We start from the raw sequence: 21182 nt of genomic DNA, 5'->3' as shown, positions 1-21182 counted from the left end.
AATAATAAAAGGAGTCCCATGATCATGGGACTCCTTTTATTTTCTGGGCACTCTGGTCAATAAAAATGCCCCGATGATAAAAAAAAGGCCCAGAAATATCGTTGCATTTCTCATGCTGCCCGTCAATTGGGCTATAAAGCCATACATAAAGGTTCCTATGACAATTCCTATTTTTTCGGATACATCGTAAAAACTAAAAAAGGAGGTCGTATCCTTTGTTTGGGGTATAAACTTGGAATAGGTAGATCGGGAAAGGGCCTGTATTCCGCCCATGACAATACCCACACATCCGGCAGCAATGTAAAAATCTGTCGGCGTTATCACAAAATAGGCATAGATACAAATGGCAATCCACATGATATTGACCACGATCAAGGTCTTTATATTCCCAAAGGCCCTAGATGCCCTTGCCGTTAAGGTAGCCCCCAAAATAGCAACGATCTGTATCAATAGTATACTGATGATAAGACCCATGGTACGCTCATTATCCGAACCCCAGCCAATTTCCTCCTCTCCAAAATAAGTGGCTATGAGCATGACGGTCTGAACCGCCATACTGTATACGAAAAAGGCGCCCAAATATCTTTTTAGGCGCACTTCCCTGCCCAATTGTTGCCAAACACTTTTCAATTCCTTGAAACCGTTAAGAAACACATGTTCTTTGGGGCCTTCTTTTTTGTTGCCCTTGGGCAAATGATAAAATGTATATTGGCTAAAGACCATCCACCAAATCCCAACGGAAAGAAAAGAGTATTTCATGGCCTTGATCTCTGCGATTTCCCCTCCACTGGATGTGATCCCAAAAAAATCGGGCTTCATTACCATAGTTAGATTGAAAAGCAGTAAAATTACACTTCCCACATATCCCAAGGAAAACCCCTTGGCACTGATCCCATCTTGTTGCTCAGGAAATGCAATGTCCGGGAGATAAGAGTTATTAAAGGCAAAACTGACCCAAAATCCGACCAGACCAAAGAAATAACACAACAGTCCAACATAAATATTTTCCAAGGAAAACCAGTACAGTCCCATACAGGACAATCCTCCCAAATAGCAGAAAAACTTAAGAAAGAATTTTTTGTTCCCCAAATAATCGGCCACGCCCGAAAGGAGGGGGGTTATGATGGCAATAAATAGAAAAGCGGCCGAAGTCACATAACTGATCAAAGGGCCCCTAGCTATTTCCCCTCCAAAAAGGGTAATCCTTTCTATATTGGCCGAGCGAAATAAGGCGCCATAGAATATGGGAAAAATGGCCGAAGCTATCACCAGGCTGTACACTGAATTTGCCCAGTCATAAAATGCCCATGCATTCAACAATTTTTTACTTCCCTTGTCCAATGTGATGCTTCCCATATAAAAAATTAAAGCTGCCCTTGTCAGAGCAGCTTATCAATTTAATAGTTCAAATGTAATGTTGTTTCCTTCATATTCCTATTGAAACGAGGTCACTCCAAATTTTCTTGCTTCGGCCTCTGCCTCCGGTGCCCAAACGGTCAGGTTATTGATCCTGGTATCGTTTGAAGGGTGTGTACTCAAAAACTCTGGTGGTGCCTGTCCCCCACTATTTGCTTTCATTCGCTTCCATAGTTCTGCCGCTTCATATGGATTGTAACCTGCTATGGCCATAATCTGAAGTCCGATTTTATCCGCCTCTGTTTCATGGCTTCTGCTAAAGGGAAGCATTCCCCCCACTGTGGTTCCGATACCATACGCCTGGTTGAAAATGGCCAAGGTGCTTTCATCTTTTATGGCAACATTACCGGCTACGGCTCCCAATTGCTGTAAAGTTCCAGCGCTCATGCGCTGTGCACCGTGATCAGCCAAGGCGTGGGCCACTTCATGACCCATAACCACTGCAATTCCGGTCTCTCCTTGACAAATGGGCAAAATTCCAGTGTAAAAAACGATTTTGCCGCCGGGCATACACCAAGCATTTACAGTTTCATCCTTAACCAGATTATATTCCCATTTATAATCCTTCAAATATCCAGGATAACCATTGGCGGTCAACCAACGCTCCGAAGCCGCCGCAATACGCTGGCCTACTTTGGTGACCATTTTGGCTTCTGCCGTTCCCTCAACCACCTTGTTCTCTTCCAAGAATTGGTCGTACTGCGCAAAAGCTGTTGGAAACACTTGGCTGTTAGGATAAAAATTCAATGTTCGCTGACCGGTAAACGGATTTGTTTTACAAGCCGAGGCAATTAATAAAAGGGCTGCTACCCATACTATCTTTTTCATGATTAATGTTCTTTTTTTCGAGATTGAAATTACAAAAATTTTAAATCCCCGTTAACTCTAAAACAGTAAAATCTTTGCTCAAAACAATCGAATTGCTACCGTTTAACTGCACATCTTCAAATGACACCTCCTCATTATCCAGTTGGATGCTATTGATTTGAAAAGGCAAGCCGTGAAACTTTAATTTGATGGTTTCATAGGAAGTCATAAAGCTTCCGTCCTTGAATTGTTGTATGATCAATTGATCATCTTTCCCCCTCAGTTTAAAGTTCCTAAGACTGTACCTACCTTTTTTATAATCCAAGCCGTCCTGCCCATCTTCATATACTGTGGAATCCTCTGTTCCTTTCTTAAAGTAGACGTCCAGAACCAATTCTGTGATTACCATTTCACCAACATATTGTTGAACCGGGTATTTGGGGATCAACGCCCCTTCCTTGATAAATAAAGGAAGCTTATCAATATCGGCGACCACCCATTTTTCTTTCCCACCTACTACCATCTCATCGGTCCAATAATTATACCATTTCCCCCTGGGCACGTACATTCTTCTTCCTTGGGCGTTTGGTTCCTGAACGGGGCAAACCAAAATCTGCTCCCCAAAAATAAACTCATCTGTTCTAAAATGCGTCTGATGGTCCTCTTGATCAAAATAGACCAAAGACTGAATCATGGGCGTACCTTCCTTAAAGTACTTCCAGTACATGGTATACAAATAAGGTAACAATTGATACCTCAACTCAATAAATTTCCTCACAATATCCGTTACCTCCTTGTCAAATGACCAAGGTTCCTGGTCCCCATGGTCCCCACTGGAATGCACCCTACAAAACGGGTGGAATACTCCCATTTGGATCCACCTAGCAAACAACTCTCCGTTGGGCTGTTCCGCAAAGCCACCAATATCGGAACCAACAACGGACATCCCGCTCATACACATACGCTGAACCTGCACATTGGCAATCCATAAATGTTCCCATGTGGCCACATTATCTCCGGTCCATGTGGAAGTATATCGCTGTGCACCGGAAAAGGCGGACCTCGTAATGACAAATGGCCTTTTTGGATAGGTGAATTTTTTCACACCCTCATAGGTAGCCCTGGCCATTTGCGTCCCATAAACGTTATGAGCCTTCCTGTGGCTGCAAGGATTGCCATCATAATCGTGGCGCACGTCCAAAGGAAATGTCTTGGTTGGGACCTCCATGACAGCTGGTTCGTTCATATCGTTCCAAACGCCTTTGACCCCTATTTCGGCGATCAGTTCCTTGTAGAGTCCGGCCCACCATTCCCGAACCTCAGGATTGGTAAAATCGGGAAAATTACACTCTCCAGGCCATACCTTACCTCGCATGTAGGGACCATCTCCCCTTTTACAGAAATAGTCGTTTTCCATCCCTTGTTGGTATACCCAATAGTCCTTGTCTACCTTGATTCCTGGATCAATGATTGCCACGGTCTTGAATCCTTTGTCGCTCAATTCCTTTACCATCCTTTTTGGTTCGGGAAAATAAGTTTTGTTCCAGGTAAAACAGCGAAAGCCCTCCATGTAATCGATATCCAAATAAATGGCATCACACGGGATTTTCAGGTCCCTGAATTTATTGGCAATTTCCATGACCCTGCTCTCCGGGAAATAGCTCCATTTCGATTGGTGAAATCCCAAGACCCATAAGGGTGGCAGTTCCGGTTTCCCGGTCAGGTCCGTATAGGCCTTCACCACATTAGGGATTTTGGGGCCATAGAAAAAGTAGTAGTTCATTTCCCCTCCATCTGCCCAAAAACTGGTAATGTTTCTTCTTTCATGGGCAAAATCGAAGGTGGTACCAAAAGAATTGTCGAAAAAGACACCGTAGGCCTTATTATTGTGAAGTCCTACATAAAACGGAATGGCCTTATAAAGTGGATCTTGATCCTTGGCAAATGCGTACTGGTCCATGGCCCAGTTGGTGACCCTCTTGCCCTTTAGATTGGAATGGGTTGCTTTATCACCCAAACCGTAAAAACTTTCTGAAGATTGGGTAATCTTGCTCATTTTTACAGTATTTCCACCGTACTCATAATTCTCTTCCCAATGAAAGCCAAGCTCATCCTCATTAATGATATTGCCCTCCAGATCGGAAATTTGAATCCTTACGGTTTGCTTGTCTACCAGAATTTTCAATTTGGCAGTCCTGATCAGGTATTCCGTAGGCGTCTCTTCCAATTCCAGCTCATTGTACCCTATACTGGCATCTTCACTGATGGCATAGGAGAAATCAGGTTCAAAAATATTTTCCGTAGCATATCTAAAACGCAATATACTGTCTCTAAGAACGGTGATTTCCAGAATGACGCCATTTTCGGTAGTGAAATATAGTTTATCTGCTTCCCTTTTAAATTCTGTTATATTGTTGGGGTATAAGTTCCCTTTATATTCGAGTTCGGTATTGGTAATCATAATTAGTTGGTTTGATAAACAAAAAAAACATTAACGATAAATACTAAATTGATAGTATTTATACCTAGACCTTTTTAATCCTCCTCGCGATTCAAGGAGTTATTTAATTATTACTACACCCAAAGGAGGGATATCCATCTCCATGGATTTTTTATAGCCATGCCATGGGATATTTTCCACCTTTAGCGCTTTATTTTTTGTACTGTCACCACCTCCGTATTTCTTGGAATCCGTATTGAATATTTCTTTCAACTTTCCGGTCTTTTCAACCCCAATTCGGTAGTTGAGTCGAAGTATGGGCGTAAAATTACAAGCAATGATCAGATCGTCCTTTTTATTTTTTCCCTTTCGCATAAAGGTAAGTACCGAATTTTCGTGGTCTCCATAATCGATCCATTGAAACCCCTCCTCTGAAAATTGCTTTTCGTATAGTGCTGGATGGTTTTTATATAAGGTATTGAGATCCTTGATCAAATGTTGAACTCCTGCATGTACCTCGTATTGCAACAAATGCCAATCCAAACTGCCTTGAAAATTCCATTCAGAGGATTGTCCAAATTCAGCTCCCATAAACAATAGTTTGGCCCCAGGATGGGTAAACATGTATCCGTAAAGCAAACGCAGGTTGGCAAATCGTTGCCATTCGTCCCCAGGCATACGGTACAATAATGATTGTTTCCCATATACCACCTCATCGTGCGAAAAGGGGAGCATAAAGTTCTCGGTAAAGGCATACGTCATACTAAAGGTAATATCGTTTTGGTGATGCCTTCTGTGGATGGGTTCCCTTTTAAAGAATTCCAAGGTATCATGCATCCACCCCATCATCCATTTCATTCCAAATCCCAATCCACCTATACTTACGGGACGAGAAACCATTGAAAAAGATGTGGATTCTTCTGCTATGGTCTGTACCCCGTTAAAATTTAAATAGACAGCCTCGTTAAGTTCCCTTATAAAGGAAATAGCTTCCAAATTCTCATTATTCCCGTACATATTGGGTTCCCATTCCCCTTCTTCCCTGGAATAATCCAAGTAGAGCATGGAGGCTACAGCATCTACTCTAAGTGCATCTGCGTGGAATTGGTCTAACCAGAATATGGCATTACTGATCAGAAAGGCACGCACCTCATTTCTCCCGTAGTTAAATATAAGACTCTTCCAATCAGGGTGATAACCCCTTCTTCTATCCGGATGCTCAAAAAGATGCGAACCATCGAACATACCCAGACCATGGGCATCTTCTGGAAAATGGGAGGGCACCCAATCCAGGATTACCCCAATTCCATTTTGGTGCAGTTGGTCCACTAAAAATTTAAAGTCCTCAGGACTGCCAAATCTTGATGTAGGAGCAAAATATCCCGTTAGTTGATATCCCCAGGACGGATCATATGGATATTCCATGATGGGCATAAATTCCACGTGGGTAAAATTCATTTCCTTCACGTAAGCCACCAAATCGCTGGCAAGCTCCCTATAGGACAAAAATTCATTATGATTTTTACGTTTCCAAGATCCCAAATGCACCTCATAGACAGAAAATGGACAATCAAGGCCATTCTTGGATTCCCTCTCCTCCATCCAATGGGTATCTTTCCATTGATGCTCGCCTTCCCAAACCACCGAAGCTGTCTTGGGAGGTTGCTCGCAGCACCTGGCAAATGGATCTGCTTTTTCGGTGACGACCCCATGGTTGTTGGAATGTATCTTGTATTTATATAATGTGCCTTTCCCGGTACCCGGAATAAATCCTTCCCAAATACCACTTTCGTCCCAACGCACATTCAATTTGTGTTCCTCTTGCCAAAAATTAAAATCTCCTACCACATACACTGCATGTGCGGAAGGTGCCCATACCGCAAAATAGGTGCCTTCTACACCGTCGACCACTATAGGGTGAGATCCTAATTTCTCATAAAGTCGATAATGTTTTCCCGATTTAAATAAATGAATGTCAAAACTAGAAAATAGACTATGGGCAATTACTGGTGGCATGGTTTGGTTATTTATTGCAATATAAAACAAGTTTGGCCAATTCCTTTGGGCGCTCAAAATTAAGAACAACTTTTATCTTTTTATTACGTTTTTTAAAAAGTGGAACGCTTTTTGAAACGTTGTCTAAAAGAATTCTTAAGCTGGGACACGTCCTTGATAAATATAAAAACTTTAAACCTTACATTATGAAAAAAATCAGTTTAGCATTAGGAACATTTATGGCTTTGTTTATTATGGCATGTGAAGGACCTGCAGGGCCTCCAGGATTTGACGGTTTGGACGGTAGGGATGGCCTGGACGGGGTCAATGTAGTTGGACAGGTCTTGGAGATCGAAGGTGATTTCACGCCGGGGAACAATTATTCTATCTTCTATGAATTTCCCCAGACGGTGGAGGTTTTCGAATCCGATATCGTATTGGTGTTCATTTTATGGGACCAAACTACCGACAGCAATGGTGAGTCCGTTGATATTTGGAGACTCTTGCCACAAACCAGATTATTGAACCAAGGGATTTTACAATACAATTATGACCATACCTTTTTGGATGTAAGTATTTTCTTGGAATCTGATTTTGATCTGGGAACCTTGGCCCCGGGAGATACGGACAACCAAGTTTTTAGAATTGCGATTATGCCTGCAGATTTTGCCAGTGGCAAATTTGACAGAAACAATATAGAATCTGTAATGCAGACCTTGGGCGTTGAAGAAAAGGATATACAGCGCGTACAAATAGATTAGTACCACAAGAATTAACCTACGAAACCCCAAATCCACTTCGGATATTGGGGTTTTTGCTTTTTTATCCCTTCAACTTGGCAAAACCTTAACGCACAAATTGACGTAGGTACTTTAAATTTGAAAGTAAAAAAGAATTTTTTCGTCTAAAAAAACAAAAAAAGCGCTATGATCAAGAATCTAATTTTAATTTTCTGTATTGTCCTGACTGGATGTAACGGAAATTCCCAAGAAAAAAAACAAACCAACAATAGCAGTAAGAGCACTGCCCAAACCTTTAAGGTGGAAAAATCCAACGAAGATTGGAAAAAGGAGCTAACCGATATTCAATATTACGTGCTAAGGCAGGCAGGAACCGAAAGGGCATTTACCAGTGATCTTCTCAAAGAAAAGAGAAAAGGCACCTATGTTTGTGCAGCCTGCAGCACCCCATTATTTAAATCGGAGCACAAATTTGAGTCTGGTACAGGATGGCCCAGTTTTGACAGAGCCATCGAAGGTAATGTTGCCTATGATGTGGATTACAAAATTGGCTACAAACGAACGGAGGAGCACTGTGCTGTATGCGGTGGGCATTTAGGCCATGTATTCGACGATGGCCCAAGGGAAACTACAGGCAAAAGGCACTGTATCAATGGTGCGGCCTTGAAATTTGTTCCTGCTAAGTAATTGATGGTTGACAGTTGATGGTTGATGGTTGATGGTTGATGGCAAGAAATTTAATTCTTGTCGAACATGCTACATTCATGGCCAATGAGAAACTTTTAAATGAATTTATTACGATCCTAAACCAGTAGAAATGGATAAAAAATATAGTATAGAAAAATCCGAAGCTGAATGGAAGGCACAATTATCGGACGAAGAGTATAGAATACTGCGAAAAAAAGGAACAGAGTACCCACATACCGGAAAGTACAACATCCATGCAGAGGATGGTACCTACCATTGTAAAGCTTGTAATGCCAAGCTCTTTGAAAGCCAGAACAAGTTTGACAGTGGTTGTGGTTGGCCATCGTTTGACCAGGCCGTGGAAGGGGCCATTGAATATATCCGTGACCATACGCACGGAATGGTCCGGACGGAAACGGTCTGTGCCAATTGTGGTGGTCATTTGGGACATGTTTTCAATGATGGTCCTCAAGAGACCACAGGCCAGCGCTATTGCATCAATTCCGTGAGTATCGGATTTGATCCCAAAAAATAGATCCAAAGCAATGGACTAATTGCGAACTGTGTTCTTAACACCTAAGACCCACCCCTTCCCCAGCGGAAGCGGTGGGTTTTCTTTTACCATAACATGGTGGATATCCAGCACTAATGGATAGGATTAAAAGGCAATAATTAACGGATAACATGCAATACATTAAATGGTCCACTATTTTTTAAAACCCTGCTATGGGGTTTAGGTTTGGTTTTGTAACTTTGACACTTCAAAAATTAGATATTTTAAAACAGATATAAATGAGCAATTTCGATGTTATTGTTTTGGGTAGTGGTCCAGGTGGTTATGTAACAGCCATTAGAGCTTCTCAATTAGGATTTAAAACCGCTGTAATTGAAAAAGAAAATCTAGGTGGTGTATGTTTGAACTGGGGGTGTATCCCAACCAAGGCATTGTTAAAATCAGCTCAGGTATTTGAATATCTAAAACATGCCGGAGATTATGGACTTACCGTGGACGGTTTCGATAAGGATTTCGAAGCCGTTGTAAAAAGAAGCCGTAGCGTAGCTGACGGGATGAGCAAAGGTGTTCAATTCTTGATGAAAAAGAACAAAATTGAAGTCATAGACGGTTTTGGCAAATTAATGCCGGGCAAGAAAGTTAAGGTGACCGATGCCGATGGTAAGGAAACCGAATACAGTGCAAACAATATCATCATCGCCACTGGTGCGCGAAGTAGGGAACTACCTAGTCTACCACAAGATGGCAAGAAAATCATAGGCTACAGAAAAGCGATGACCTTGGAAAAACAACCTAAAAAAATGGTTGTTGTAGGAAGTGGCGCTATTGGGGTAGAATTCGCCTATTTCTATAACTCCATGGGAACAGAGGTGACCGTAGTAGAGTTTTTGCCAAATGTTGTACCCGTTGAAGATGAGGATATCTCCAAGCAACTGGAACGCAACTTCAAGAAATCGGGTATAAAAATCATGACCTCTTCAGAGGTGACCAAGGTTGACACATCTGGTGAAGGTGTAAAAGTTACAGTAAAAACCAGTAAGGGAGAGGAAGTCATAGAGGCAGACATTGTTCTTTCTGCCGTGGGAATCAAGTCCAACATTGAAAATATCGGATTGGAAGACGTAGGAATAGCCGTAGATCGTGATAAGATCTTGGTGAATGATTACTACCAGACCAATATTCCTGGCTATTATGCCATTGGGGACGTTACTCCGGGACAGGCTTTGGCCCACGTTGCTTCTGCCGAAGGGATCCTTTGTGTGGAGAAACTAGCTGGAATGCATGTAGAGCCATTGGATTATGGCAATATCCCAGGATGTACATACGCCACTCCGGAAATAGCCTCTGTGGGACTTACGGAAAAACAAGCCAAGGAAAAGGGATACGAGCTTAAAATAGGTAAGTTTCCTTTCTCTGCAAGTGGTAAGGCCAAAGCGGCCGGAACCCCAGACGGATTCGTAAAAGTGATTTTTGATGCCAAATATGGGGAATGGTTAGGTTGTCATATGATTGGCGCCGGAGTAACCGATATGATTGCAGAAGCCGTTGTTGCCCGAAAACTGGAAACTACCGGACATGAGATCCTAAAAGCGGTTCACCCACACCCAACCATGAGTGAAGCGGTAATGGAAGCCGTTGCCGATGCCTATGGCGAGGTAATACACCTATAGTATTTAATGCAAAAGGATTACAGTTGGTTATATCGACCAAAACCGCTGTAATCCTTTTTTCTTTTAAAAATTCGCGGAAGTAATGTTGAAAATTTTTAGAATTATTGCCATTCTGGAAGGAATATCCTTCCTCTTATTATTTGGATTGGGAATGCCCTTAAAGTATAAAGGCGGTATTCCTGAACCCAATATATACATTGGTTATGCCCACGGATTTTTATTTATTGGCTATGCGGTACTTGCCCTATTATTGACCATGGAAAAGAAATGGGGCCTAAAGAAATTCATCATCCTTTTTACAGCCTCCCTACTCCCATTCGGCACATTCTATATCGACAAGAAATACTTAAAGCCTTCTGTCTAGGAAACTCTGTATGGCCAGATCATAACCCTGCAGTCCAAAGCCAAGGATGACACCTTTGGCAACCGGTGAGATATAGGAGACATGCCTAAATTCCTCCCGTGCAAACGTATTGCTGATATGGACTTCTATCACCGGGGTTTTAATGCCTTTGATGGCATCCCCGATACCAATGGAGGTGTGCGTATAGGCACCGGCATTTAGGACAATGCCTTCATAGCCTTCAAAACCACAATCGTGCAATTTATTGATGATCTCCCCTTCAATATTGGTTTGAAAATATTCCAGTTGCACCGACTTGTATTTGAACTGCAATTCTGTAAAATAATCCTCAAATGTGGCACTGCCGTAGATTTCGGGTTCCCTTTTCCCCAAAAGATTAAGGTTGGGTCCGTTGATAATGATAATTTTCATAGGCTAAATGTAGCAAATTGTAACCCATAAAAAAAGACCAGAGACTTCAAAATCTCTGGTCCTCAATCAAAAATTAAATATTAGATTATCTTACCAAGCGTATCCTAGGGACAATCCTAATTTTGGAAGTATCCCATCAATGGTCACCCCAGAAATATCTCCACTAGTTTTGGCAGAAACATATTGGGCTCCAAAATTCAGATCCAAAGCAAAACCGCTATCGCCGCCACCAAAAACCCATTGGTAGCCAGCTACTGCACCTCCAGCAACCCAAGATAGTTTTCCTTCACTATTTCCTGAAGTAGCCTTGGCACTGTTGAATCCTACAGTTGGTGCCGCATACCATCCTCTAATACCTTGTTGGGATGAAGAGAAGTAAAATTTGTACTTTCCTTCCGCACCAAAACCAGTTGCCTTGGTTTCATCATTATCTACCGTAGCGCTTACACTGGCGTAGGCCAAAGAAACTTCAAGGGAAGTTGTTTCAGTAATGGCCCGTTCGTAACCAAATTGTGCCGTTCCAAATAACAGACCAAGTGGATTTGCCTTTACGGCATTCTCTTGGGCGTTCACATTTCCGACATAGGCAACAAGGGCCAATACTGCAATACATACTTTTTTCATGTAATAAAATTTTAGGTTGTTTTTAAGTTGGTGCGAACCTAACGCATGATGATTGTTTTCTATAATTTATGTTGTCAAACGGTGTATTGTGGTGGTTAAACGTATTATTTTAGAGGTCTTAATAATTGAGCCTGTTACATGATCCCAAATCATGATGTATCTTTAGCCCATGAATTGGCAACAAGGGCTCAAAGATTATCAAGATTACCTCAAAATAGAGCGGGGACTTTCCAAGAACTCCATTCAGAACTATGGTCTGGATGTTGAAAAACTGATCTTGTTCCTTGAAACCAACAATATCCAAGAAAAACCCCTCACTATCGGCAGGGAAACCGTGCAACAGTTCATTTACGAAATCGCAAAAGCGGTCAATCCAAGATCCCAAGCCAGGATTATATCGGGTTTAAAGAGTTTTTTTAATTTTTTGATCTTTGAGGATTATAGGGTTGATAATCCCATGGATTTAATTGAATCTCCCAAGTTGGGTCGCAAACTTCCGGATACGCTCTCGGAAGATGAGATCAATGATCTTATCGCGGCCATAGATCTCTCCAAAGACGAAGGGGAACGCAATAGGGCCATATTGGAAACCCTTTACGGCTGTGGATTACGGGTATCAGAATTGATCAACCTCCAGATTTCAGATCTGTACTTTGAGGAGGATTTTATTAAGGTGACTGGAAAAGGGGATAAACAGCGTTTTGTACCTATCAGCAATATCAACAAAAAATACATTGATATTTACCGGAAAGAAAAAAGGGTTCACTTAACTATTCAAAAAGGCCATGAAGACATCCTCTTCTTAAACCGTAGGGGAAAACAATTGACCAGAGCTATGGTCTTTACCATCATCAAGCAATTGGCGGAGAAAATAGAGTTGAACAAAACCATAAGCCCGCACACTTTTCGGCATTCCTTTGCATCACATTTATTGGGCAATGGCGCCGATCTTAGGGCCATACAACAGATGTTGGGACACGAGAGCATCACCACCACAGAAATCTACATGCATTTGGACAGGACCAAACTTTCCGAGGTCCTTAATGAGTTCCATCCCAGAAAATAGCCAGACCTCAACTCACAAAAGACCCTAGGCATCCTTTTAATCTTCAAACCTGCTATAATCCTTATTGTAAGGTCTTATGATGAGTCGAGCTTCCCGATCAAAGCGGATGTAATTGTAAACCCAGTTTACAAAGACCACCATCCTGTTCCTAAATCCTATCAGAAAGAAAAGGTGAACGAACATCCAAACAAACCATGCGAAGACGCCTTGGAATTTATAGTTTTTTAGATCTACCACGGCTTTGTTTCTCCCTACGGTAGCCATACTGCCCTTATCCTTGTATTCAAAAGGATCCAGTGGTTTGTTCTCCAATAGTTTGATAAGGTTCTCCCCCAGCTTGGCACCTTGCTGCATTGCTGGTTGTGCCATCATGGGATGGCCTATTGGGTATTCGGGCGTAACCATACATGCTATATCTCCGATGGCAAAAACATCCTCTACCCCTTCCACTTGATTGAACTGATTGACTTTCAGTCGGTTTCCAGGAACGGTCAGTTCCCTAGCATCCATTCCCTTGATCAATGCCCCTTTGACTCCTGCCGCCCAAACTAGGGTTGCGGTTTCAAAAATCAGATCGGTCATGGTTGTGGCAATCTTACCATCATAATTGGTGATACGGGTTTCTTTCCATACCTGAACCCCCAATCCTTCCAAAAACTCTTCAGCTTTTTCGGATGCCTTCTCACTCATCTCCTTTAAAATTCGCGGTCCGGATTGTACCAAATGGATTTGCGCCCTTCGGGTATCCAAGTCGGGATAATCCTTGGGAAGGATCCCCTTTTTTATTTCTGCAAGGGCACCGGCGAGCTCTACACCTGTGGGCCCTCCTCCCACAATCACAAAATTCATCAGGGCATCGCGCTCATGAAGGTCATCGGTCAATAAGGCCTGTTCAAAATTCTCTAGGATCAGACTCCTAAGGTTAAGGGATTGGATGATGGACTTCATCGCCATACTGTGCTTTTCCAGTTCCACATTTCCAAAAAAATTGGTTTCCGAACCTGTGGCCAGCACTAAAAAATCATAATTGATGCTCCCTATATTGGTCATTACATTCTTTGTAGTGGTATCTATCTCCTTGACTTCGGCAAGTCTGAAAATAAAATTGTGATAGTCCTTCAATATCTTACGGATCGGATAAGCAATGGAATCGGGCTCCAGTCCCCCTGTAGACACCTGGTACAACAAAGGCTGGAAGGTGTGGTAATTGTGCTTGTCCAACAGGACGACCTGCACCTCTTTATTGCTCAATTTTTTTGCCAGGGAAACCCCTGCAAAGCCACCGCCAATAATTACAATGCGTGGAAAACTGGTCCTTGATATGTTCATGTCACATTTCATATGCCTAAATTAAACATTCATTGGCTTCTCTCCCCATTCCATTTGTAGTTTTTATTATATTTATCAAAACCAAGAACATATCTTTCCAATTATGAAAAAATTACTATTCAGCCTGGCATTTACAGGCCTTTTCGCCTATGTGGGCCATGCCCAGAAATCTCCCCAGGACATTATTAAGAATTTGGAAAAGAAAAGTGAGGCCTATGGCACCATTGCCCAAAATATCTGGGAATTTGCAGAAATGGGGTATTTGGAAGAAAATAGTTCAGCACTGCTCCAAAAAACTTTAAGTGATGAGGGCTTTTCCATAACTAAAGGAGTAGCCGGAATACCAACCGCTTTTATTGCGGAATATGGCAATGGAGGTCCTGTCATAGCCATTTTAGGCGAATATGACGCCTTGCCCGGACTTTCCCAACAAGCCGTTGCTGAAAAGCTGTCTGCCGGAAAAGCGGCAGGTCATGCATGTGGGCATCATTTGTTTGGCACAGCCTCTACAGCTGCGGCCATTGCCGTAAAAGATTGGATGCAGGCCAATAATATAAATGGAACTATTAGGTTCTATGGTTGCCCTGCTGAAGAGGGAGGTTCTGGAAAGGTCTATATGGTACGGGAAGGTTTGTTCAACGATGTTGATGTTGCCCTTCATTGGCACCCAAGTTCAGAAAATGAGGCAAGCGCGGGAGCTGCACTTGCCAACAAATCGGCCAAATTCAGGTTCCATGGGGTCTCAGCCCATGCGGCAGGAGCTCCGGAAAAAGGCCGTTCGGCTTTGGATGGTGTGGAAGCCATGAACATGATGGTCAATATGATGCGGGAGCATATCCCATCTGAGGCACGTATACACTATGTGATCACCCAAGGAGGAAAAGCCCCGAATGTGGTACCGGATTTCGCAGAAGTATACTATTATGCCAGACATGGACAAAGGGATGTGGTCATTGATATATTCGATAGAATTGTAAAAGCTGCCGAAGGAGCGGCCTTGGGAACTGGAACTACGATGGACTTCGAAATGATTGGGGGTACCCATGAATTATTGCCCAACCTGACCCTTCAAAAATTGATGTACGACAACCTAGTGAAAGTTGGCGGAGTCACCTATACGCCTGAAGAAAAAGCATTTGCCGATAAAATAGCCATAAGCTTGGGGTATGAAAAGGCGAACTTGGAGGTGGCCAAGAACATTGAACCATACAAGACCGAAGCCAAAGCCTATGGGTCCACCGATGTAGGTGATGTAAGCTATACGGTCCCTACGGTTGGTTTGGGTACCGCCACATGGGTACCTGGTACTCCTGCACATAGTTGGCAAGCTGTTGCCGCGGGTGGTACTTCCCTCAGTAAAAAAGGCATGATGGTGGCCGCCAAAACCCTAACCCTGACCGCCATAGATATTCTTAAGAACAAAGATATTGTTGTAAAAGCGCAACAGGAATTGATAGACAGAAGGGGAAAGGACTTTAAGTACATTCCATTATTGGGTGATAGGGCCCCAGCATTGGATTACAGGAAATAAACTAGAACCCATGACATGATCTGAAACCGATACTATTTTTATTGTCGGTTTTTTTCATGTTGTGCTGTAACAAAAATCAACTTCCTTACACCAATAGGTAACCGACCATTAAAAAGTGACGAAGGACCAGGAACATCAATTTGTTAGCGAACTGGAGAACAATCAAAATATTGTTCACAAAGTATGCTCATTGTATACCAATGACCGGGACTCCCATAAAGACCTTTTTCAGGAAATTACCATTCAACTATGGAAGGCTTATCCCAAATTTCGGGGTGAGTCCAAATTTAGCACTTGGATGTACCGCGTTGCCTTGAACACGGCAATAACACTGTACAGGAAGTCAAAAAAAAGCATAAAGACCCAAGACTACGAGTCGGTCATTTTTAAAATTAAGGCCGATGAATACGATGAGACACAGGAGCAACAACTGAAATTGATGTACAATGCCGTCAAAGAATTGGGCGATATAGACAAAGCATTGGTATTCCTGTACCTAGAAGACAAGAACTATACCGAAATAGCGGAGACCTTAGGTATTTCCGAAGTAAATGCAAGGGTTAAAATGAACCGGGTAAAAAATAAATTAAGAACCATACTTAATCCTTAAAATGATGATGGACGAACTGGAGCTATTAAAAAAGGACTGGCAGAAAAAGGAGGAACATCTTCCAAAAGTATCCTATGCGGATATCTATAAGATGATTTGGAAAAAATCCTCTTCCATCGTGAAATGGATATTCTATATCAGCATTTTGGAGTTTGCATTTTGGACGGCCATCAATATATTCTTTACAGATGGTGAGTCGTGGGATCTTATCAAATCATGGCACATCTATGAGTTTACCGTGAGCCTTATGGTCATCAACTATACCATCCTCCTATATTTTATTTATAAATTCTATGTGAATTACAGAAAAATATCCTTCACCGATTCTTCCAAAGATCTTATGAAGGCAATTTTAAAGGTGAAAAGAACCGTGACCCAATATGTCTGGTTCAATTTGATTATTTTTTCCCTCTCTTTGATCTCTGGTATTTATGGAAGCCTCAGGTACGGCCCCGATAGTGATAAAATTATAAATGCAGCCTCCGAGGCAGGGAACGAAACCCTATTTTGGACCATTATAGTAGGTATCTGCATATTGGCAGTCGCCGTCCTGTTGGGCTTAATCTGGTTATTTTACAAATTGCTATATGGCATCCTTTTAAAGAGATTGCGAAAGAACTACAGCGAACTAGAACAATTGGAAGTCTAAACCTTCCATTTTCTTTGTTTGTTCTCCTCTTCGTAGGCCAATAAATCTGCTTTTGAAATTACTTTTAAAAAGGATGGATGTTGCTCAATGGCGTATTCCAATTTTTCAATGATGGATTCAAAGGACTCATTTTCATAGTCAATATCCAATGGCTCCTTGATCACAATGGATTGTAAGATTCCCTTTTTCTTTACACGCAGGCCCTTTTTATCAAAAGAACGTCTAAAGCCATCAATAACTACGGGAACAACAATGGGTTTGTATTTTTTAATGATATGTGCCGTTCCCTTGCGCAAAGGCTTCCATGGGGTGGTGGTCCCTTGTGGGAAAGTAATGACCCAGCCGTCGTTCAATGCAATTCCAATATTGGAAATGTCGCTCATTTTTACCTGTCTATTGACATCTTTACCTTCTGCCCTCCAGGTCCGTTCTATACTAATTGACCCGGCATAGGCGAAAATTTTGGTCAGCAGACTTTTCTTCATGGTCTCCGCAGCAGCGATATAGTACATGTTCAATTTCGGCTGCCAAATATATCCAATATTCTTAATACTATTTTCCCTGCCACTAAGACTGGCATTGAAAACATGGAACATCGCAACCACGTCGGCAAAATAGGTTTGATGATTGCTCACAAAGAGCACGTTCCGGCCCGGAAGGCTTCTGATAATCTCAGAACCTTCAATTTCCAACTTATTGAATTTCTTATACCTCTGATGGGTAATAACCGCCATGATGCGGATTAGCCATTTCTTTAAAAATAAAATATGTCCGAAAGGATTTCTTTTAAAAAAGGTCATAATTAGTGGTTATAGGATTCAAAATTACGAAATATGACATTATAGTACTTGTTTAAATAACTCTTTAACTTCGCTCAGCATCATGGCCGTGGCGCCCCATACGGTATAACCATTTAATTTAAAGGCAGGTACGTCTATATTCTGGGCATAGGAAGTGGTCAATTTTTGATAAATAATGGTTTTATCGTCCATAAATTCATCCAGAGAAACCTCAACCAACGACTCTACTTCGCTTTCCTGAATCTTAAAGGGGGATACCTCGGGATACAAGCCAATATAGGGATGTACCTCAAAATTACTCGGAGGTATATATAGCTCAGTTAACGACCTAATAACATGTACTGCCCGAGGTTCTACCCCAACCTCTTCATGTGTTTCCCTTAAGGCTGTATGCAACAGGTCCTTATCGCCTTTTTCCACCTTACCGCCAGGAAAACCTATTTGATTTGAATGGACGCCCTTGTACGACTTTCTCAATATGAGCAGTAAATTGGTGGCTGCACTTTGATTGGGATAAAAAAGGGCCATCACAGCAGCTTTTTTGGCATTTATCCTTTTTATTTCCATAGCTTGCAAGCTATTGATCCGCTCCATCGGCGCCATTTTATAATGGGATTCCGTTCCCGGAAGTGGGAGATTTTTTATTTTTGATATACGCTTAGAAAAATCCTTAAAATCCATGACACTGAAACCAATCACATTCTATACAATACTAACACTATTTCTGCTGACTTCTTGCAAAGATACGACCAATACAAAAAAAGCACCAGAGCAACCTCAAAAAACCAAAGTAGTGGATACCATTACTGTGGCTGAGGAAAAGAAAGAGAAAGAGAAAGAGAAAGAAGAGTTTGTGCTTACTGAGGAAAACGCCATCGAATTCTTTTTCAATTATAACAAGACCTTAAAGGAGAATACCGTAAAATTGACCACGAATTTTGGGGATATCACTATAGAACTTTTTGACAATGTCCCCTACCATAAGGCAAACTTCATTTACCTGACCAAAAAAGGGTACTTCGACAACACCTTTTTCCATAGGATCGTTAAAAATTTTATCATCCAGGGAGGCAATGCCGATAATGTTGAAACCGGAAGGAAGAGAAGTGAAATAGGAAGGTATTTGCTACCACCGGATACTAGGAAAGGACATAAGCACCACCGGGGCATTGTTTCCATGCCCAGTAGCGAAATAGACAATCCACATATGTTGGCTTCCCCATTCGAGTTTTTTATCGTGGTCACAAAACCTGGGTCCTATCATTTGGACGGGGACTACACCCCTTTTGGCCAGGTGATAGACGGCATGGATGTGGTAGATAAAATAAATAGTCAGCCTGTTGGCCAAGGAGATTGGCCTGTACAGAACATTTATATTTTAAAAGCTGAAGTAGTTAAGTAGTTTTATAGATACTGGGCAATGCTATTTTAAAGCGGACCGCTATCAATCGTATTCCAATGACAATTACAATGCCGGCTATATAGGCATAGGCATCATCAAACGGGAGACGTCTCAACAAAAAATAGCCCAATCCACCCAAGATACAGGCAGTGGCATAAATTTCCTTTCTAAAGATCACCGGAATCTCGTTACAAAGAATATCCCTGATGACCCCTCCGAAACAGGCGGTCATGGTACCCAGTCCTATACACATAATAGAAGAAAGCCCAACAGACAAACCTCTTTCAATACCCACCATGGTATATAGTCCAATCCCAATGGTATCAAATAAAAATAGTGATTTGCGTATGTATTTTAAGCGTGCCCTAAAAATTACGGCAAAGACTACGGCCCCAAAAATAGTATATAGATAAACCGGATCGCGCAACCACAAAACCGGTGTATTCCCGATCAAAAGATCCCTTAAGGTCCCCCCTCCTACCGAGGTCACAAATGCAATGATAAAAACTCCGAAAAGATCGAGCTTTTTATCAATGGCCACCAATACGCCAGAAATGGCAAAGGCGATAGTACCTAAAATATCTATGATGAAATAAAACATGGATTAACGCCTGGTTATCTGGTACATAATTCAATTCTAATTGGAGAGGTGAAATTTTCGTCAAATCCTCTGTACTGACAAAATAAAGAAAAATGGCCGGCATAATGTAAAAGGTGAGTGATTAACTTCCAATTTATTACGATTTGCCCGTGATTTTGCTAAGCTAACCTCCTCTAAAAGTGCAAAATAACATCACAATGTCTTATCTTAGAATGGCTGTAGAACTATTTGAATTGGATATCTTTTTGTTCAGATCGAATGCAAAACACGAAACACCATGTATAGAAAAGTAGAAGAATCCCAAACCTTATTGATAAATACCCAGGCCAAGGCCATGGAATCCCAAAACAAAGAGGTGATCAAATTTGGATTTGGCCAGTCTCCTTTTCTACCTCCGAACCATGTTATAAATGCACTAAAAGAGGCTGCCCATAGAAAGGAGTATTCCTCAGTTCAAGGAGATTTGGAACTCAGAAAATTGATGTCTAACTTCCACATGGCACACAACGGCCTTAAAGTTGATCCGGACAATATCCTGGTGGCTCCGGGATCAAAAATATTGTTATACACCATAATGCTTGCTTTTGAACAGGCCGATGTTCTAATGCCGGTACCGTCTTGGGTTTCCTACGCCCCACAAGCCAACCTGGCAGGACATCATTTGATTAAATTAAACACTACTTATGAAGAAAGGTGGCGGATTACCCCAAAAATTATGGAAGAAGCCATAAAGGGCAAACATCACAAAGATACCATCATGTTATTGAACTATCCCGGAAATCCGGACGGCCTTACTTATTCCCAGTCAGAACTCGAAGCCATTGCACAAGTTGCCAAAAAGCACAATATCTTGGTCATCTCCGATGAGATCTATGGCCTTCTTAGCTTTGATGGACCACATGCATCATTTGCCAACTACTATCCTGAGAGAACCATCACTACTACAGGCCTATCCAAATGGTGCGGTGCAGGAGGCTGGCGGTTGGGGGCCGCCTTCTTATACGATGGCATTGAAAAAGAATTTAAACAGGCCCTGATAGGTATTGGCTCAGAGACCTATTCCTGTGCCCCATCACCTGTACAAATGGCGGCCAAAGAAGCCTATGCAGATTACAATGGTATATCAGAGTATGTATCGTACCAAACTAAAATCCTTCAAAAAATTGGTATGTTCTGCGCAACCACATTAAATGCTGCTGGCATTCTCGTTACCCCGCCCCAAGGGGGATTTTATATTTTTTTGGACTTTACAATGTTCAAGGATACCCTATCACAGAAGGGGATTACTACATCCAACGAACTTTGTGCACAACTTTTAAAGGAGACCGGGGTCATGATCTTGCCCAGTTCTGCCTTCGGATTCAATACGGATCATTTGGGAGCCAGACTTGCCTTTGTTGACTTTGATGAGCCCGTCCCCCAAGAAGAATTTAGTTTAAAAAAACATGGTACCAGGGTCATAAAAGGAATTGAACTTATCGTTGAATGGATTGAATCTTATAGAATTTAATGGTAATTTTAAAATG

At 41.9% G+C, this 21182-nt stretch carries 21 protein-coding genes; 11 read left to right on the top strand and 10 right to left on the bottom strand.

From position 1 onward, the window contains the following. Positions 1-36: 36 nt before the first annotated feature. From WAA86_RS05710 to glgB, 4 genes are all read right to left on the bottom strand, one after another. Positions 37-1356 carry an MFS transporter gene (locus WAA86_RS05710; protein WP_337300030.1) on the bottom strand — a complete coding sequence of 440 codons (1320 nt, stop codon included), beginning with the start codon at positions 1354-1356 and terminating at the stop codon, positions 37-39. Between the two features lie 78 nt (positions 1357-1434). Beyond that, positions 1435-2244 (bottom strand): M48 family metallopeptidase, encoded by an 810-nt coding sequence (locus WAA86_RS05705; protein ID WP_337300029.1) that lies wholly within the window; start codon positions 2242-2244, stop codon positions 1435-1437. Positions 2245-2284: 40 nt separating this feature from the next. Continuing rightward, positions 2285-4684 (bottom strand): glycoside hydrolase family 31 protein, encoded by a 2400-nt coding sequence (locus WAA86_RS05700; protein WP_337300028.1) that lies wholly within the window; start codon positions 4682-4684, stop codon positions 2285-2287. Between the two features lie 99 nt (positions 4685-4783). Beyond that, positions 4784-6679, bottom strand: coding sequence for a 1,4-alpha-glucan branching protein GlgB (glgB, locus tag WAA86_RS05695; protein WP_337300027.1), 1896 nt, complete (start codon positions 6677-6679; stop codon positions 4784-4786). A 185-nt stretch (positions 6680-6864) separates the two neighbouring features. On the opposite strand from glgB, the gene WAA86_RS05690 reads away from it, so the two are divergent. The 5 genes from WAA86_RS05690 (at position 6865) to WAA86_RS05670 (ending at position 10633) form a co-directional block, all read left to right on the top strand. Next, positions 6865-7419 (top strand): collagen-like protein, encoded by a 555-nt coding sequence (locus tag WAA86_RS05690; RefSeq protein ID WP_337300026.1) that lies wholly within the window; start codon positions 6865-6867, stop codon positions 7417-7419. A 165-nt stretch (positions 7420-7584) separates the two neighbouring features. Then, a complete protein-coding gene (gene msrB, locus WAA86_RS05685) occupies positions 7585-8085 on the top strand; it encodes a peptide-methionine (R)-S-oxide reductase MsrB (protein ID WP_337300025.1) in 501 nt (166 codons plus the stop codon). Between the two features lie 130 nt (positions 8086-8215). Continuing rightward, positions 8216-8620, top strand: a complete 405-nt coding sequence (gene msrB / locus WAA86_RS05680) for a peptide-methionine (R)-S-oxide reductase MsrB (RefSeq protein ID WP_337300024.1) — start codon at positions 8216-8218, stop codon at positions 8618-8620. Between the two features lie 257 nt (positions 8621-8877). Then, positions 8878-10269, top strand: a complete 1392-nt coding sequence (gene lpdA / locus WAA86_RS05675; RefSeq protein WP_337300023.1) for a dihydrolipoyl dehydrogenase — start codon at positions 8878-8880, stop codon at positions 10267-10269. 82 nt (positions 10270-10351) lie between these two features. After that, entirely contained in the window at positions 10352-10633 is a 282-nt protein-coding gene (locus WAA86_RS05670) for a DUF3817 domain-containing protein (protein ID WP_337300022.1), read from the top strand. On the opposite strand, the gene aroQ is transcribed toward WAA86_RS05670, so the two are convergent. Further along, positions 10616-11044 (bottom strand): type II 3-dehydroquinate dehydratase, encoded by a 429-nt coding sequence (gene aroQ, locus WAA86_RS05665; RefSeq protein ID WP_337300021.1) that lies wholly within the window; start codon positions 11042-11044, stop codon positions 10616-10618. The genes WAA86_RS05670 and aroQ overlap by 18 nt on opposite strands. A 90-nt stretch (positions 11045-11134) precedes the next feature. Next, positions 11135-11668 (bottom strand): DUF3575 domain-containing protein, encoded by a 534-nt coding sequence (locus WAA86_RS05660; protein ID WP_337300020.1) that lies wholly within the window; start codon positions 11666-11668, stop codon positions 11135-11137. A 169-nt stretch (positions 11669-11837) separates the two neighbouring features. Between WAA86_RS05660 and xerD the strand changes: the two genes are divergently transcribed. Beyond that, entirely contained in the window at positions 11838-12734 is an 897-nt protein-coding gene (gene xerD, locus WAA86_RS05655) for a site-specific tyrosine recombinase XerD (protein WP_337300019.1), read from the top strand. 36 nt (positions 12735-12770) lie between these two features. Here xerD and WAA86_RS05650 read toward each other — a convergent pair whose 3' ends face one another. Further along, positions 12771-14063 (bottom strand): NAD(P)/FAD-dependent oxidoreductase, encoded by a 1293-nt coding sequence (locus tag WAA86_RS05650; protein ID WP_337300315.1) that lies wholly within the window; start codon positions 14061-14063, stop codon positions 12771-12773. A gap of 103 nt (positions 14064-14166) precedes the next feature. On the opposite strand from WAA86_RS05650, the gene WAA86_RS05645 reads away from it, so the two are divergent. From WAA86_RS05645 to WAA86_RS05635, 3 genes are all read left to right on the top strand, one after another. Further along, complete coding sequence (locus tag WAA86_RS05645; protein ID WP_337300018.1) at positions 14167-15594, top strand: amidohydrolase; 1428 nt, start codon at positions 14167-14169, stop codon at positions 15592-15594. Between the two features lie 115 nt (positions 15595-15709). Further along, positions 15710-16204, top strand: coding sequence for an RNA polymerase sigma factor (locus WAA86_RS05640; RefSeq protein ID WP_062053298.1), 495 nt, complete (start codon positions 15710-15712; stop codon positions 16202-16204). A 7-nt stretch (positions 16205-16211) separates the two neighbouring features. Then, positions 16212-16853: a hypothetical protein gene (locus WAA86_RS05635; protein WP_443217574.1), complete on the top strand. Its 642-nt coding sequence runs from the start codon at positions 16212-16214 to the stop codon at positions 16851-16853. On the opposite strand, the gene WAA86_RS05630 is transcribed toward WAA86_RS05635, so the two are convergent. Together WAA86_RS05630 and WAA86_RS05625 are read right to left on the bottom strand one after the other, a co-directional pair. After that, entirely contained in the window at positions 16850-17653 is an 804-nt protein-coding gene (locus tag WAA86_RS05630) for a lysophospholipid acyltransferase family protein (protein ID WP_337300016.1), read from the bottom strand. The two genes, WAA86_RS05635 and WAA86_RS05630, sit on opposite strands and share 4 nt — an antisense overlap. A gap of 39 nt (positions 17654-17692) precedes the next feature. After that, the gene (locus WAA86_RS05625) at positions 17693-18334 is read right to left on the bottom strand and encodes an NUDIX hydrolase (RefSeq protein WP_337300015.1); all 642 of its coding nucleotides are present in this window, start codon (positions 18332-18334) and stop codon (positions 17693-17695) included. On the opposite strand from WAA86_RS05625, the gene WAA86_RS05620 reads away from it, so the two are divergent. Then, on the top strand, positions 18333-19055 hold the full coding sequence (locus tag WAA86_RS05620) for a peptidylprolyl isomerase (RefSeq protein ID WP_337300014.1): 723 nt from the start codon (positions 18333-18335) through the stop codon (positions 19053-19055). The genes WAA86_RS05625 and WAA86_RS05620 overlap by 2 nt on opposite strands. On the opposite strand, the gene WAA86_RS05615 is transcribed toward WAA86_RS05620, so the two are convergent. Continuing rightward, the gene (locus tag WAA86_RS05615; protein WP_337300013.1) at positions 19048-19656 is read right to left on the bottom strand and encodes a trimeric intracellular cation channel family protein; all 609 of its coding nucleotides are present in this window, start codon (positions 19654-19656) and stop codon (positions 19048-19050) included. The genes WAA86_RS05620 and WAA86_RS05615 overlap by 8 nt on opposite strands. A gap of 277 nt (positions 19657-19933) precedes the next feature. Between WAA86_RS05615 and WAA86_RS05610 the strand changes: the two genes are divergently transcribed. Continuing rightward, positions 19934-21166, top strand: a complete 1233-nt coding sequence (locus tag WAA86_RS05610; RefSeq protein ID WP_337300012.1) for a pyridoxal phosphate-dependent aminotransferase — start codon at positions 19934-19936, stop codon at positions 21164-21166. Positions 21167-21182 lie beyond the last annotated feature (16 nt).

It is taken from the genome of Sediminicola sp. 1XM1-17, assembly GCF_037203765.1.
Lineage (GTDB): Bacteria > Bacteroidota > Bacteroidia > Flavobacteriales > Flavobacteriaceae > Sediminicola.
The sequence above is the reverse complement of the archived record's forward strand: the minus strand, read 5'-3'. Positions and strand labels throughout refer to the sequence as shown.